At 43.7% G+C, this 15,813-nt stretch carries 12 protein-coding genes; 8 read left to right on the top strand and 4 right to left on the bottom strand.

The features are described from left to right. The first annotated feature begins 78 nt into the window (after positions 1-78). Positions 79-1,764, top strand: coding sequence for a response regulator (locus ACXAFM_RS19200; protein ID WP_474835821.1), 1,686 nt, complete (start codon positions 79-81; stop codon positions 1,762-1,764). Positions 1,765-1,933: 169 nt separating this feature from the next. Here ACXAFM_RS19200 and ACXAFM_RS19195 read toward each other — a convergent pair whose 3' ends face one another. Both ACXAFM_RS19195 and ACXAFM_RS19190 read right to left on the bottom strand, forming a co-directional pair. Next, positions 1,934-4,516, bottom strand: coding sequence for an ExeM/NucH family extracellular endonuclease (locus ACXAFM_RS19195; protein ID WP_474835819.1), 2,583 nt, complete (start codon positions 4,514-4,516; stop codon positions 1,934-1,936). 319 nt (positions 4,517-4,835) lie between these two features. After that, positions 4,836-6,164 (bottom strand): DUF2252 family protein, encoded by a 1,329-nt coding sequence (locus tag ACXAFM_RS19190; RefSeq protein WP_474835818.1) that lies wholly within the window; start codon positions 6,162-6,164, stop codon positions 4,836-4,838. A 300-nt stretch (positions 6,165-6,464) separates the two neighbouring features. On the opposite strand from ACXAFM_RS19190, the gene ahpC reads away from it, so the two are divergent. The 4 genes from ahpC to ACXAFM_RS19170 all read left to right on the top strand — a co-directional run bounded on the left by ahpC (position 6,465) and on the right by ACXAFM_RS19170 (position 11,100). Beyond that, positions 6,465-7,022 (top strand): alkyl hydroperoxide reductase subunit C, encoded by a 558-nt coding sequence (ahpC, locus tag ACXAFM_RS19185; protein WP_425291745.1) that lies wholly within the window; start codon positions 6,465-6,467, stop codon positions 7,020-7,022. 173 nt (positions 7,023-7,195) lie between these two features. Then, on the top strand, positions 7,196-8,785 hold the full coding sequence (gene ahpF / locus ACXAFM_RS19180; protein WP_474835817.1) for an alkyl hydroperoxide reductase subunit F: 1,590 nt from the start codon (positions 7,196-7,198) through the stop codon (positions 8,783-8,785). A 313-nt stretch (positions 8,786-9,098) separates the two neighbouring features. Then, entirely contained in the window at positions 9,099-9,635 is a 537-nt protein-coding gene (locus tag ACXAFM_RS19175; RefSeq protein ID WP_474835815.1) for a hypothetical protein, read from the top strand. 10 nt (positions 9,636-9,645) lie between these two features. Further along, a complete protein-coding gene (locus tag ACXAFM_RS19170; RefSeq protein ID WP_474835813.1) occupies positions 9,646-11,100 on the top strand; it encodes a PepSY-associated TM helix domain-containing protein in 1,455 nt (484 codons plus the stop codon). A gap of 120 nt (positions 11,101-11,220) precedes the next feature. On the opposite strand, the gene ACXAFM_RS19165 is transcribed toward ACXAFM_RS19170, so the two are convergent. Then, a complete protein-coding gene (locus ACXAFM_RS19165) occupies positions 11,221-11,412 on the bottom strand; it encodes a hypothetical protein (RefSeq protein ID WP_474835812.1) in 192 nt (63 codons plus the stop codon). Positions 11,413-11,494: 82 nt separating this feature from the next. Further along, a complete protein-coding gene (locus ACXAFM_RS19160; RefSeq protein WP_474835811.1) occupies positions 11,495-12,073 on the bottom strand; it encodes a demethoxyubiquinone hydroxylase family protein in 579 nt (192 codons plus the stop codon). Positions 12,074-12,284: 211 nt separating this feature from the next. On the opposite strand from ACXAFM_RS19160, the gene ACXAFM_RS19155 reads away from it, so the two are divergent. The 3 genes from ACXAFM_RS19155 (at position 12,285) to ACXAFM_RS19145 (ending at position 15,731) form a co-directional block, all read left to right on the top strand. Beyond that, positions 12,285-13,352, top strand: coding sequence for a strictosidine synthase family protein (locus ACXAFM_RS19155; RefSeq protein ID WP_474835810.1), 1,068 nt, complete (start codon positions 12,285-12,287; stop codon positions 13,350-13,352). 301 nt (positions 13,353-13,653) lie between these two features. Further along, positions 13,654-15,318: a S41 family peptidase gene (locus ACXAFM_RS19150; protein ID WP_474835809.1), complete on the top strand. Its 1,665-nt coding sequence runs from the start codon at positions 13,654-13,656 to the stop codon at positions 15,316-15,318. Next, on the top strand, positions 15,315-15,731 hold the full coding sequence (locus ACXAFM_RS19145) for a hypothetical protein (protein WP_474835808.1): 417 nt from the start codon (positions 15,315-15,317) through the stop codon (positions 15,729-15,731). Before ACXAFM_RS19150 ends, ACXAFM_RS19145 begins: the two co-directional genes overlap by 4 nt. The last annotated feature ends 82 nt before the right edge of the window (positions 15,732-15,813 follow it).

The following is a 15,813-nucleotide window of genomic DNA, read 5'->3' as shown; positions in this document are numbered from 1 at the left end:
TAGTATAGTGTTGTCCACAATAGCTCGTCCTGACGCCATTGTGCCGCTTAGGGAAAAGATGTAAGAAGTGATTGGTCAATGCTGGAAAAAATACCTGCCCCCACCCCAAGAGAAGAACTACATGTGCTGGTTATCGATAACCAAGGGCTAGTTCACGAAGTCGTTGCATCAGCATTACATGAAATTGGAATTAAAAATGTAAGTAGTGCATTTAATGCATTCCACGCAAAAAGATTATGTGAAACAAGACAATATGACTTTGTATTGCTTGCCTTTAACGTTAGTCATGACAAAGATGGTTTTCACCTTTTTGAAGAACTGAAGCACCTCAATTACATCAACGACACTACCACAGTTATTTTTCTCAGTGCAGAGACATCACCTGAACTCGTTAATTGTATTGTAGAATTGCAGCCTGATGACTTCTGGGTTAAGCCTTTACAGCGCAATAAGATAGAGGCGCGTTTAGAGTATCTTATACAGGTTCGATTAAAGCTTCACAAAATGCTGCATTGCATGCATGCTGGCGACTATTCAACCGCGATGTATTATGCTGAGCGACAGCTAAAAGATCCCTCGCTTTCAGAGTACCACACCAGAATAAAACGCCTTATTGGTGACTGTCTACTACAGTTACGGGATTATGAAACTGCAGAAGACTACTTTAGAACGCTACTTCAGAGTATGGACCACGCGTGGGTTCACATTGGTCTCACGCGTTCGTTATTGCGCCAAGATGAACTAGAAGAAGCACAGTTATTGGTTGATGATCTACTCCAGCGGCCCGATACACGCTTCTTGACCTTCGATTTGCTTGCACAATACTTCATTGAAAAAGAGCAGTTTGATATTGCTTACGAGCAGATGAAAGAGGCAAGTCGACTAGCTCCCCGAAATATTGAACGCAACAAGCGTTTATGGGATCTCGCCAGACTTAATCACGACAAAGCCGGTCAGCTTTCTGCCGTGCAGAATATGGCAAAGTTTGCTAAAAATTCAATTCACGATTCGCCGCAACTGACACTTAATGTTATTCGCTCAACCATTGATTTGGCCACAAGCCTAGGTAATGCTGAAGGTGACAAGTACCTTAAACGCGCCGAAAGTGAGCTTGATGAGCTTAGGCAGCAGAAAGGCATGCAGAATCAGCTTGCTGAGCAAATGGATGTGGTTAAGTCCCGAGTACTATGTCTTAGAGATGAGAAACGTGAGGCTGAAAAGTTAATGAAGGATCGCTCAGCGTCTACGGATGGACTGTCAATGGAAGATAGTTTAGATAAGATGAAAGCCTTCCATGAGCTGGGCATGCGTGAACACTGTGTCAGCATTTTAGATAAACTGAGAAAGCAGATAGAGGGTGATACTTTTACTTCACAAGTAGTAAATGAGTACCTTAACCAAGAATCAATAGAACGTACCGAAATTCAGTTTACCACAAAAGAACTTAAACAAATGGCGGCTGTGAACTACAAAGAAAACCGCCTTATCCCTGCATATAACAACTTGCAGCAGGCGTTGACCTTGTCACCAAAAGACAAACAAATCGCGTTAAGCCTGCTTAAAGTCATTACTCAAATGCATTTAGACAGTGGTCTTAGTGAAGAACAAATGAACTCTGCGCAGCGTGCTGCTAAATTACTCTGTGCTGAAGAGTTATCGGCGACCCAAGCGGAAAAACGGGACCAGTATATCGCTCGAATTGGTATTGAGGTTGATGATACTAATGCCGCTGATTTAGTTGGCGTGGTTGTCGCTAAAGCGTAATTTGGAATGTTGCCCGTTTTTAAAGCTTGAGAAGCTAATATAAAGGGTCAGATAAAAGTTTAAACGCCGCCAATCATATACACAACGGCATAATGAAAACCTAAAAAAAAGCTGCCTTGAATTTCAAGGCAGCTTTTTTACTTTAAGAAGGATTTAATTCTTTCTTCTGTTATTTTTTAGCAACAGTAGCACGACGGCGAAAGCCAATTGCTGCGGCTAACAGAGCAAGAATTCCTCCCATTGAGCCACCTGAGCTGTCGTTATCGTCTTCTTCATTATCAACAACCTCTGCTTGAAGATCGAAAGTTGCAACAAACGGGTCATGGTCTGAACTTCTGAATGGACCCACGTCAGTGAACGCATAGCCGTCTTCATCAGCATAATAGCGAAGCGCTTGGTCGTACTGTAGCTGGTAGGCTTCAACTGAATTGATATTCCAGTGAGCGCCATCAATAGCGTCTTCAAGCATGGCTTCACTTGCTAGTACGTGGTCTAAACTACCTACTTGTTCAGTACCATAGAACCAATACGAGAAGCCTTCTGCATCAAATTCTTCAGCTAAATTGTGATAGCCGAAGCTAGATTCAACTTCAACAGAAGCGCCCTCGTCCATTTCTGTATTTACCGCAGTAGCTATGGTGTAGCCACGTGCTTCAGGTGTATAGTCGGTAAGCACTGCCACAGGATCTTCAGCACTGTACGCGTTCAAGTCGCCTAAGATTATCTTACGCTCTGGCAGATTTTCATCGCTCAAAGCATTACCTAATGTAACGGCTGCCGATACGCGAAATGCGTTACAGCTGCCCTGAATTGTAGTAATCTCAGACGGCTCTTCGGCTATGTCTTCAGCGCACTGCGAACCCTTAGACTTAAAGTGGTTCACTGAAACTAGGAACGACTGTTCACTTTCAGTGTGTACAAAAGATTGAAGAAGGCTAGGGCGCATTTGTGCAAGACTATCTTCGTCAATTTGTTGTACTGGCATATCAACAATAATAGCGTCGCCTTCTGGTGTTACTACAGAAGCTTTGTATAGCAGGCCTACAGTGATAGCATCTGTACCAACTTCGCTACCATCGCTAGTGGCAATAAATGAGTACTGTTCAGTTTCACCTAGCTCAGCATTAATAGCATTAACTAGTGCCTGAATAGCGCTATCTTCACCGAAACCATCGTTTTCAATTTCCATTAGGCCAACAACGTCAGCATTAAGGTTAACAATAGCTTCTACGATACGACCTTGTTGCAATTCGAACGCTACTGCGTCATCTGCACCACGGTTTTCGTCATAATCGAAGGTTACATCGCCGTTAGCGTCCACTTCACCGTTGAAGTAGTTAAGCACGTTGAAAGTTGCAATTGATAAGTTGCCTTCTGTTACAACAGGGTTCGCTTCACGGGTTGAAGTGACTTCAATAATGTCGCTAGGGTTAATTCTGTAAGTACCAAAGCTGTAGTTTAGTGGACCTGCAGCAGAAACCGAATCACCAATGCGAATAGCATTAGCGTAGCTGAAAGTAGGGAAGAAACTCAAAGCATCTGGGTACTGAGAACTGCTGTTATCTTCAATTGTAAGCAGACTTGTTTCGCTTGCTTCAACAGCGGCTGTGTAAGCATCTGACAATGGCGCTGCCACATCGCTTGGTTGGCGTTTAATTGTGTCACTAACAACGATCTCACCAAAGCGCCATAGGTTGTTCGTGCTTGTTACTGTCGCGTCAGTCACGCTAACAACCATACCTTCAACCGATTCAAGGTCAAGTTCGTACGGCATAGCGATCTCTACCGCCGCAACAGCATCTGCGGTGCCGCAATCAAGTGCAGCAACATCGCTATCCAAGGTAAGGGTCGTCATGCCGTAGTTTTCTTCTACTTCACCATAAAGGCGAACGACGTTACCGGTGGCAACATCGACGCTGCCGTCTACGAACAAACCTTCAGATGTGTTTTCATCACCGTCGTGATCCGCTGCTTCTTCTTGTATAAAGAAACCATCAGCACGGGTGCCAGTAACGATAGCTTCGACAATATGGCTATTGCCAACTTCAGCAGAGCTACTTTCGCTGCCTTGAATTGCACTTATTAGTGTTGCATCATCGCCGCACATTCCTAGCTCAATGGCAGGCTCTTCTGGTTCTTCAATAACTTCACCACCGCCTTCAGTGGTGAAGGTGCCAGTAGGGAAGGGGCTGGCTGCATCTGCATTTGTGGTTGAACCGTCAAGCGCGTCAACACCACTGTAAGTCCAGTTAGACGCTTCGAAACTGCCGCCATTAGCCGTTTGGCCCGACATACGGTATGCCCAACCATCTAAGTATTCCCATGCGGTGCCGCTGCCGTCGGTGTTGATATCACCAAACGTATCAATAACGCTGCCATCTTTGAAAAGCTCAATAGCATCGTCACCATTAATTCCTAATTCAGATGTATCGTAGTCTGGTGCAGAACCGAAAAACGCGGTAAACCCATCAATTTCTGATGCTACGTAGATGTAAGAGCCAGCGCTTGCAGACGTGCCAGCTGGGAAGGTGAACTCTTCTCCATCTGTTCCACCACCGTTGTTCGCTGCACCAATACCATAGGTAGATAAGTCTGCAATATCGTTAACAACGAAAAGTTCTACAGCTTTTGGAACACCGCCACTTAATGGCCCGTCAATAACACCACTAATAACTAAATCGTTGGCTTGAATAGCGGTAGAAGAAAGTGCAGAGATTATTCCTGCAGATAGTAAAGTTAATGATGTTCTCACGTCATTTTCCCTTTGTAGTTTCATTATTTTTTAAATCACAGGTACTAGTATTTTTGTTGTAAAGTCTGCTTGAGCAGCGCACCCTGTGACGAGCAATTTTCGTATTGCTTGTTCTACCGTAGGGAAGTTTATGATTAATAGAAATAACTTAATCTTATTCAAGCTGTTTTTAAAATAGCTTAAGTAAATCAACAGCATAGGAAGTTTAAGTAAACTTACTTATACTGTTAAATCACTTTTTTAGCCTTACCTAACCTTTAAATAACGCTATAGCCATTTTGTGGGCGCTTATTACGCTTTATTACAATCAAGCTTTGTTTTAGTTTGATTCTATATGGCGGGAGAATAGAGCATGATCGTCAACGACTTGATCTGCATAAAGATTTGCTATTTTCACAAGCAGGTCTTTTGATTGAGAAAATGCGGTAGAGGCTGATTGGGCAAACCTTGTGCTTCTTCTGTCTCCACGGCAATGCGCCAATGCCAAGCTATAACCGCATAGTTGTGCAAAATATTCAAAGCCCCCGTTAAGGGCCTTATTGCCCATTGCTATATCTTGAGGATCGATACCTACCTTAGCGTGGTGTCTGGAGCGAATGAGATAGTGAGCGCCTTCGAATTTGACCTCATCCAGAACAAGATCTGGTTTTCTTTGCATTCGACGTTGGCAACGTGCGGTGAGGTGGGCGGGGTTTAGACGATTGACAGGGTTAACGGTAGGGAAATAATGAATAGGTGCAGCAACACGCTGTTGTTTAACTTCTACAATATGGCAATGCGCGAAACTCTTTTCATTGTGCGGTTTAGACGGCCCGACTAAAAAGTAATAGCGCGCCATATTCACGGATCCAGTTCCTGCGTTCAATCGTTTAACGATATCAACGATAGAATCGTCCATGTAAGGAGCAAACGCGTCGTGTAATGTTTTATACTCGTCTTCGCTTAGAGGGGCGAACTTTTCACTGTTGGGTTTAAAGCCCAGCGTCGTGCCGTTAAAACTCACCGCTTTAGCAAGCGCACTTTTAATTGTAAAGTCCTCGCCGCCCGCACTACGGGCTTTTGCTTTTTTATAAAGTTTTGTTAGCTTACTTGGCACATTAGCGGGACTGTAGTCTATCGCCTCGTTTAGCACTTTGGCATTCTTTACTACACGGTCGCAGGTTTCCACATAGTGCTCAATAAAAACGTGTTGCGCGCTAATAACTTGCTGATGAGTGACTACGGGTTTAATGGTATCTATGTCTTGCCCAGAATACTTACCTTCCACTATACCGCTACAGTGTAGCTGAGCTAGTCGCAATGAGGTGAGGTAGCGAAGTATGTCCCACTGTGCTTTGCCCACACATGCATCATCAAAATCATTGGGAGAAAAAATGACTGTATCTCCGTGAGAGCCTTCTTCTGTAAGAAAACCAAAATTAGAAGTATGACAGTCGCCCATTACGCTGGTAAGTGGTATAGAGTCGCATTCTTTGGGAAAATTAATCAGGCCCGCTTTGATATCTGCGTAGAATAACTGAGCGCTACCTCGATAAAATACAAAGGGGCTGGTAGCCATTTTTATATGTTTTGGTAAGCTTCGCGATGGTTCGTGATTATCAGTACGCTTAATTTCTTTTGAAATAAGGTGAATTCGGGTATTCGTCATATGTTCCTCACGCTGCTCATATTAAGGCTAAAAACAGGGGTGTATCGCGTAAATATCGGCTAGTTGATTCTATTTTCATCGTTCAATTCAATAACCTGATTAAGCGATTCATTTTTACCAATTAGTTTTTTTAAGTGATGCGCGCTATTCTTATCACCAGTTTCAAGAGACATGGATTTCGCAATAAGTGAATATCTTCACAAAACTGCAAAACCATGTCGACACATTAAACGTAAAGTTTGTATCCGCATGCATTTAGCGTTCGGAAAATTTAAACCAAATGGAGAATTAAACATGGCATTGATTAATACTGCTATCAAACCTTTTAAAGCAACTGCATTTAAAGACGGCGAGTTCGTAGACGTAAGCAGCGAAGACATTAAAGGTAAATGGGCAGTTTTCGTATTTTACCCAGCTGACTTCACATTTGTTTGCCCAACTGAGCTTGGCGACATCGCTGATAAGTACGAAGAACTTCAGTCTCGTGGCGTAGAAGTATTCTCAGTATCTACTGACACTCACTTCACTCACAAAGCATGGCACGATTCTTCAGACACGATCAACAAGATCAAGTTTGCAATGATTGGCGACCCTACTGGCGAAATCACGCGTAACTTCGATTGTATGCGTGAAACTATGGGCCTTGCTGACCGCGCTACATTCGTTGTAGACCCAGAAGGTATCATCCAAGCGATGGAAATCACTTCTGAAGGTATCGGCCGTGACGCAGATGACTTAGTACGTAAGGTTAAAGCTGCTCAATACGTAGCTAACAACCCAGGTGAAGTTTGCCCAGCTAAATGGAAAGAAGGCGAAGCAACACTTGCACCTTCTCTTGACCTAGTAGGCAAAATCTAAGCAGCACCGCTTAGTGCCTAGCACAGCAGGATAAACTGTAAGTAAAAGTGTTAGGCAGATAGTTTGTAGGGAGTGGGTCTCCACTCCCTGATGTTAATTTCCTATTTCCGCTTATGTTGTTAGCCTTAAAAGGTTGGCGGGGATCGGCGTGTCGAAAATAAGGCAGAATAACCGTGTTAACTAAAGAAATTTTACAAGCATTGAAATCATATGCTGAGACAATGCAAAAAAACGTAACCTTTGTCGTACAGACCGGTGAACATAGCAAGCGCGAAGAGCTTGTGAAGTTTCTGTCCGACATTGCTTCAGTAAGCGAAAAAATAAACGTAGAAGAGCGTGAAACTAATGGTGAACTACGCAGCGCTATTAGCTTCCTATTAGAAGCTGACGGTGAAGATACGGGAATTCGTTTTTCTGGTATCCCAGGTGGTCACGAGTTTAACTCTCTTGTACTTGCTATGCTGCATGCAGCAGGCACTGAACTTAAGCTAGATGATAGTGTTCAAACATTGGTTAAAGCAGTTAAAGAGCCGCTTAACTTTGAAGTATTTATCAGCTTAAGCTGTCACAACTGCCCAGAAGTCGTACAGGCACTTAATCAATTCGCTTTGATTAATCCAAACATCAAGACCGAAATGATCGACGGCGGGCTGTATCAAAACCTAATCCAAGAGCGCGACATTCAAGGCGTACCAAGCGTTTACCTTAATGGCGAGCTATTCGCGAACGGTAAAGTTGATGGTTCAGTACTTATCAACAAACTTATTGAGCGTGACCCTAGCCTTAAAGAAGCGAACAAAGGCGACGCATTACCGCTTCAAGACGTAACCGTTATCGGTGGTGGTCCAGCAGGTGTTGCTTCGGCGATTTACAGTGCGCGTAAAGGTCTTAAAGTTGCCATTGTTGCAGAAACTTTTGGCGGCCAAGTTAAAGATACTATGGGTATTGAGAACTTAATCTCTGTACCTAAAACAACGGGCCCTGAGCTTGTAGGTAACCTGATGGAGCACGTGCGCGATTACGATATTACGCTTAAAGAGCACGTACGTGTTGATAGCATTGATAAAGGCAATATTAAAACTATTACGCTTTCCTCTGGCGAACAGATCCGCACTCGCACTGTTATTGTAGCGACAGGTGCGCGCTGGAGAGAACTTGGCGTGCCAGGCGAAAAAGAGAACATCGGTAATGGCGTAGCATACTGCCCACACTGTGACGGCCCTTTCTTTAAAGGTAAAGATGTTGCAGTTATTGGTGGTGGTAACTCGGGTATTGAAGCAGCACTAGATTTGGCTGGTATCGTAAAATCAGTAACGGTATTTGAATTTATGCCAGAGCTTAAAGCGGACCAGGTACTTATCGACCAAGCAGAAAAGCGCGATAACATTACCATTATTAAAAATGCGGCTACACGCCAAATCACGGCCGAGAATGGCAAAGTGAACGCGATTGAATATCAAGACCGTTCAACTAACGAAGTACACAGTCGTGAACTCGCTGGTGTATTCGTTCAAATTGGACTTGTGCCTAACAGCCAGTTCATGAAAGGCACGGTAGACATGACGCAATATGGTGAAATCATCGTTGATACCAAATGTCATACTTCCGAGCCTGGTATCTTTGCTGCGGGTGACGTAACAACTGTACCTTATAAGCAAATTGTTATTTCAATGGGCGAGGGGGCTAAAGCATCACTAGCAGCCTTTGAATATCTGCTTAGCCATGAAGTGGTTGAAACTGAAGACGAGAGTGAAGCTGCATAATACACTGAGAACGTAGCGTCTAAATTAAATATGAAAGAAAGCCGAACTAACTGAGTTAGTTCGGCTTTTTTTGTGCGCTAACTTTACCTTATATCTGGGGGCTATTTTTTAATTGAAGTTGCTTCTATTGCGCTAGTTCATTCCAATTTTCACCATTAATAAGAAGCTGCATTTAAATTAAAAGAAATAATAATGATACTAGTTATCATTTGTGTGTAATTTTGTTAAATTATACATAAAGTGGTGACTATCCTTGTTCTACCCAAAAAAGGGAAGGAAGCGCATCGCTTATTTATTCATTTAAGGAATGATCATGCTTTCAGTTGCAGCTGGTGGTTTAACACTCGCGGCCTTAGGGGTTGTTTATAGAAGTTGGCGTGAGCAAGCGTCAACTTATCTTTATTTAGGCTTAGTCGTATGGCTAGCATCAGCGGTATGCTGGTCTATAGCACAGGGTTGGGAGTTTGGCGTGTTATATGCGTTATGTATTCCTGCAATCCTTGTCTGGCCTTTCATCGCATTAAATCAAACGTTTTTACCACAGCCCAGAAACGTACCTCAGCCGAGAAGCTTTGACTTTGCAAGAGGTACTGTATTGGCGAATGTTGCAAACTATTTCATGGTACTGGTTGTTCTATTGGTGGTCAGCGTTCTAATAACGCTAGGTGTATGTGCGCTGCTTCCATTTTCTATCGCAGGGCAGTTAGCTACGGGTACGGTTCTACTGCCAATTTTGTGGGGGCTTTTCGTTTATCACTACCTTGCTACCGCTCACAAATTTAAAGTCATTGGTGCTTATGCAGCCTTGTCTGCGGCTTGTGTACCAATACTTATCTTCTTACCCATGTAGGTGAATATCAATGGATAAAGTTACTAAACAAAATGCATTAAATGCACATACTTGGGTTGGTGTTTTTTTAAGTGTACTGCTTTTCTTAGTATGCCTTTCAGGAACGGTTGCCGTATTCCACCTAGAGTTTGAAAGGTGGGAGCAGCCACATATTGAAGAGATGGAGAATGTTTCTCCGCAGGCGATTGAAAAGGCGATGGATAGCTTCCTAGCTAAACATACCGAAGAGTCTCACCATCTTTTTGTTGTGTTCCCTACATCCGATATTCCACGGTTGGTGGTTGAAAACGACCATGTAGCCTATTTTGCTGATAGCGATGGTAATTTATTGGAAGAAGAAAGTGTTTCTTTTACGCAAATGCTAGTGGATCTGCATTTATATTTGAACCTGCCACATAGCTGGGGAATGATTTTAGTCAGTGCCTTAGGCGCTATCATTTGCACCTTAGTTATTACGGGGATTATTGCCCATAAACGAATTGGCAAAGATGCATTCAAACTGAGAAGAGGCGGCAATGGCCAGCAAGCCCAGATTGACTTGCACAACCGCTTTGGTCTGTGGGCTGCACCCTTTCATTTAGTGATTGGCATAACAGGAACTTACTTTGGTTTGGCCGGTATTATTTTAGTGTTAGTTGCCACTGTGAACTATGGCGGCGATAGAGATGCGGTAATAAACCAAATTTTCACGCCAGACCCGGTCATCGCCCCACAAGAAGGTAAACCTGCTATTGGAAAAGCCTTCGCGCAAATGGAAACGCTCGCGCCTGAAAAGTCGCCAATTTTTTTAACCGTACACGAGGTCGGCGAGCCAGAGCAGTTTATTGAGATATATGCGAAAGCGCCTAACAGGATGATTTACGCTGAAGGCTACCGTTTCGATACAGCGGGCAATTACATTGGTGACGCTGGTTACGAAGATGGAGAATGGGGTAAGCAAATATTCTGGGCCATGTATCGTTTACATTTCGGCGACTTTGCCGGCATGACCAGCAAATGGTTGTTTTTTATTCTTGGCGTAATGCTAACTATGCTTTGCGTTTCTGGAATGGAAATTTGGCTGTCTAAAAAAGCACACCCACCTTTGGCAAGTCGGCTTTGGTATAGCATAGTCTGGGGAAGTGTCAGTGCGTTAGCCTTAACCGCGGTGGTTGATATGTTCTTTGCAGGTTCACTCATTGCAGTATTCTGGTGCCTAATGTTATTCAATACGGCTGTGACCGTGGCAGTTAAATCGCTGACAAAGCCAGTGTGGCTGATGGTATCTGGGTTAAGTGTACTTGTACTTCTAGCCACTTATGCTGCCGTACATCAAGGTGCTGCGTTTTCTATTGCATCACTTCAGCTAAATATTCCAATGGCTGTGTACGTGATCTGGAGCTTATACCGCGCTACTGTGCTATTTAAACGTGCGGAGAAAGTTAGCGGCTATAATGTCGTTGGTGGCCTTAGCGAAGTAAATTGAGGCGACAGAAGTAACGACGACCCAAATGAAGAAGTTCAAGGAACGAGTGTTAACGCATAAACCTTAAAATAATTATCAAGGGGCGAACGTACAGCTAACTCGGCCCTTGATGTATTCACCTTAGTTACGCTTTTTTCTTTTCCACGTTCCGCCATACATGTAGTCATCATTATTTTTTGCCAGTGTTTGGCAAGCCTTACACACTATACGCCATTCGTCTGTCTCACTTTGGCGAATACGAAATTGCGTGTCAGCTTCCACACCGCAGTTGTCACATGGCTTTGATGGTTTTAACCTGATTTTCTTTCCCATGTTGTAGCGTTCTGTCCTGATTTTATCCGCGTGGCTGTTTTTGTTGTTTTCTCAGGTCATTCCCTGAACATCAAATATCAACCTAAATCAATTTGGCGACAGCAACTGCAAACGCCGAGCCTTTTTCTACTGCGCGCCCCCACAACTTCATTAGTAAAGATGGTTGCCGTGTCATCATTGCTAACGCTTCATCTCTATGGTGCTGCTCTTCTTCCTGACAGCGTTTAAACCTTTCTATCACGTTTGATGGGGGGATAGATAATGCCGACATGTTTTTACACTGCTCGTCATAATGCAAATCAACAAATTCCTCTACGCAATAAATGGTATAGAAAAACCAGTTCTGACCAAAAAGGCGCGGTAAAAAGCCGGTTATAAAGCCCGCGGCTATCCATAGTGGCAGTATGAAGCTACCCCTAAACAGTGGCATTTCACTTTCAAAAATAGCAAGGTGCGCACGCTCCGTTTCAAGGTGCTCTCTTATAAAGCGTTTTGTACCGTCTTTGCTTTTACTAATGCGAAATAGGCTAGAGATAAATTCAGCAACCATGGCCCCTCGGTATATCCAGACGGCGCCAGTTTCGCCAGCATGACTTGCACGTAGTTCCTTATCTACCTGCTTAATATATTTAGCCCCCAGTAGCTTTGCGTAAAATGTCATGACGTACTCCAACAGCGTTTTACTAAAAAACGCGCGACATGCTTATATGGATGCCGCCTTACGTATTTGTAATGCGCGTACTAATACGCGAATTTAGCTTAGCTTTCTGGAACGCTTAAAGCTTTGGTGAATAGTGTTCTATTTAAAAATGAAAGCAGAGTAGGTTAACTTCGCTTGCTAAGGTAAGCAAAAATATACAAGGAGTGCGTGAATGAAAATGCTATGGGGTTCTCTTATTTTAATTCTTGCCTATTTATTATTATGGCCGGTACCTATCGATCCCGTCAGTTGGCAAGCACCGAAAAACGGTGGCTTTACAAACGCGTTTACAGAAAATTCGCGGTTGGCAGATCTTTCGCATATTGACATAGAAGGAGAAGAGGGACCGGAGGATTTTGCGATAAACAAAGCGGGAACCATTGCCACCGCAACGCACTCTGGCGCAGTGTTGTTGATGAAACAGGGGCAAACGTCATTTACTTCATGGATTAATACCAACGGCCGCCCACTTGGTCTTGAATACGATAACAAGGGAAACCTATTAATCGCTGATGCTCACCGAGGGTTACTTATTGCAAATGAAAAAGGCGAACTGAAAACGCTGGTCAATCAGGTAGAGAATACCCCCGTGGTATACGCCGATGATGTTGATATAGCTAAAAATGGAAAGGTTTATTTTACCGACGCGACAACCAAGTTTGCCGCAAAAGACCACGGCGGAACGCTTTCGGCAAGCCTGCTAGAAATTCTAGAGCACAAAGGGAATGGCAGGCTAATTGAGTACGATCCATTAACTGCTTCGAGCAAGGTATTGATAGACGGTTTAGTATTCGCAAATGGCGTAACAATGAGTCATGACCAAGACTCTGTTTTATTTAACGAGACAGGAAAATACCGTGTTTTGCGCTACTGGTTAAAAGGTCCACAACAGGGAAGCGTGGAAGTGGTGGTAGATAACTTACCCGGTTTTCCTGACAACATCAGCCAGGCCGCCGGTGGCGGGTATTATCTGGGTCTTGCTTCACCCCGTTCAGCACCAGTGGACGGGTTATCAGACAAACCCTCTGTTCGTAAAATAATTCAACGTTTACCACAGTTCCTGCGACCACAGGGTGAACCATACGGGCACCTTTTAAAAATTAGCGACAGTGGGAAGGTACTTCAATCTCTCCAAGACCCAAGCGGCGCTTACCCTTTTGTAACTGGCGCTATAGAAACTGAATATGGTTTGTTTATTAGTAGCCTGATAGCGCCTACCGTGGGTGTTCTTCCCCCTTGATAAAACGCGTTCGTTAACAGAGGTGTCTTATATAGGAGCTCATACTTACAGTGGAAATAATTAGTGCAATAACTAGAAGCGATAGATAGTGCTAATAACTGGCGACATAGGTACGACTAGAACGTAGAAATAAATAAAATTTAATTACATTTAATCAATGTTTAAACTTTTGTTACCTAGTTATTCTTACAAACCTATAGCACTATAAACTATGCTAACGTAGGACAAAGTCTTTTCGAGCGCATAAAGGCCGGTGAACTTTCAAATTCGGCACCTATACATAAAGGGTATATAGTTAATCATGAAAGCGTATACGTATACTTCAGTTGCACTTGCAGTCACGATTTCACTTCTCACAGGATGTGGCGGAGGTGGCGGTTCATCCAGTAACACGCCAGTAGCAACGACACCTACTACACCAACGACTCCTGTTACGTCTGAACCTGAGTGGGAAGCCGGTGTCTATGAGCCACAATCTGAATTCATCGCCAGATGTGAAACGCCAAGAACTGGCATAGACCCTTTCACGGGAAGTGCTTATCCAGATACCCAAGGTACCGCAATGGATGAAAAGCTCTGGCTGCGCTCTTGGACTAACGATACCTACTTGTGGTACGACGAAGTAGACGATAACGACCCAGAAAACTTTTCAGTATTGGCATACTTCGACCAGTTAAAAACCAATGAATTAACGCCAAGCGGTACGCCTAAAGACAATTTTCATTTTTCACAAGACACGGCTGAATATAACGAGCTATCTCAATCTGGCATATCGTCAGGTTTTGGTTTTGATTGGGAATTTGGCTCAAACACGGTACCAAGAGAGCTAACGGTGCGGTTCACAGAGCCTGGTTCACCTGCTGCTGCAGCGAATGTGCCGCGAGGCGCTAAGGTTGTGAGTATTAACGGCGTTGATTTCGTTAATGACAATACCCAACAAGGTGTAAACGCTTTAAACGATGGACTGTTTCCTGATGATGCCGGAACCACTACAAGCTTTGAGTTTGAACTGATTGACGGTACGAATATGTCAGTTGATATAACCTCAGCTGATATCAACGTAACACCGGTTCAAAACGTTAAGGTGTTCGATACCGAAAACGGTAAAACAGGTTACTTCCAATTTAATACCTTCATTGTTACTGCGCAAGAAGGGCTGATAGACGCGTTCGATACATTTGTTGAGCAGAATGTAACCGAGTTAGTTATGGACTTACGTTACAACGGTGGGGGACGTTTGGCGTTAGCTTCTCAGCTTTCTTATATGGTAGCGGGTCCAAATCAAACGAACAACGCTACGTTTGAAACTTTGCAATTTAACGACAAGAACCCAACGACTAACCCTGTAACCGGCGACAATATTAGTTCTACGCCTTTTTACAGCAATGTTATCGATTACAACGCCGGACGGCTTACCGATACGTTACTACCGAGCCTTTCGCTGACTCGTGTTTACGTAATTTCAACAGATGCAACCTGTTCAGCAAGTGAAGCGGTGATGAATGCCCTTCGTGGTATAGACGTTGAGGTAGTACAAATCGGCTCTACAACGTGCGGTAAGCCTTATGGTTTCTATCCTACAGACAACTGTGGTGAAACTTACTTCACTATTCAGTTCCAAGGAGTGAACAATAAAGGCTTTGGTGATTATGCCGACGGCTTTATGCCAACCAGCACGCCAAACTTTGATTTTGAACTGCCAGGATGTGAAGTTGAAGATGACTTTACTGCTAGTTTAGGCGACCCGAATGAAGGTATGTTGTCTGCAGCACTAGAATTTGCAGCTACGGGCGCATGCCCTGAAGTGGTATCGGGTAACGGCACGGCTGATGTAAACGCACTGCGCAGTAATCAAAGTGCGCTAGTGGGTGAAAAGCTTATTCCTATCGACACGCCCGAAAAGCGCAAAGCGAACTTTGTGTTACAAAACAAGATCAATCAGCTTGTTATCAAGGAACAAGAATGATGGTTCTATTCGGTAAAGGCAAGGCTAAAAGCAAAGGGCTGCCAGCTGCGGCCCTTGCTATAGCGCTATCATCGGCCATTGGTTGTGCTGCAAACAAGGAGGCTGAGTTGCATAAAGCAATCACTAACAGCACTAGTGCAAGCCAAAAGCAAACTATTGAAAATACCATCAGCGACTGGTTCGGCGGTATCCCCATCACTGTTGCTGATAATGTGTTTAGCAAAGCTTCAAACATTACAATTGAACGGAAAGCGAAGGTAGATAGCAGGGGGTTACCCGTTGAAGGAAGGCATGACAACCCTGTGTACAGCTTTACGTTACTGAGTGATGGCAAGCACTGCTTGCTGCGAAATGAGCAAACTGGTGAGCTTGCTAAACTTGAAAATGTGGAGTGTTACCCAAATCACGACTGAATGTAAACGTATAGCTTGGATACATATAGGTTGGATACACAAATAGTTAACTGAAATAGCGCAGTGCTATTGCTAAAAGTCA

It is taken from the genome of Alteromonas sp. ABD4_190 (assembly GCF_056160105.1).
Note: the sequence above shows the minus strand (reverse complement) of the source record. Positions and strands in the feature narration are given on the sequence as shown.

Coding starts and splice junctions, on each gene's coding strand:
- ACXAFM_RS19200 (WP_474835821.1), top strand. CDS start 79: ATGCTGGAAAAAATACCTGCCCCCACCCCAAGAGAAGAACTACATGTG.
- ACXAFM_RS19190 (WP_474835818.1), bottom strand. CDS start 6,164: ATGACGAATACCCGAATTCACCTTATTTCAAAAGAAATTAAGCGTACT.
- ACXAFM_RS19175 (WP_474835815.1), top strand. CDS start 9,099: ATGCTTTCAGTTGCAGCTGGTGGTTTAACACTCGCGGCCTTAGGGGTT.
- ACXAFM_RS19170 (WP_474835813.1), top strand. CDS start 9,646: ATGGATAAAGTTACTAAACAAAATGCATTAAATGCACATACTTGGGTT.
- ACXAFM_RS19165 (WP_474835812.1), bottom strand. CDS start 11,412: ATGGGAAAGAAAATCAGGTTAAAACCATCAAAGCCATGTGACAACTGC.
- ACXAFM_RS19160 (WP_474835811.1), bottom strand. CDS start 12,073: ATGACATTTTACGCAAAGCTACTGGGGGCTAAATATATTAAGCAGGTA.
- ACXAFM_RS19155 (WP_474835810.1), top strand. CDS start 12,285: ATGAAAATGCTATGGGGTTCTCTTATTTTAATTCTTGCCTATTTATTA.
- ACXAFM_RS19150 (WP_474835809.1), top strand. CDS start 13,654: ATGAAAGCGTATACGTATACTTCAGTTGCACTTGCAGTCACGATTTCA.
- ACXAFM_RS19145 (WP_474835808.1), top strand. CDS start 15,315: ATGATGGTTCTATTCGGTAAAGGCAAGGCTAAAAGCAAAGGGCTGCCA.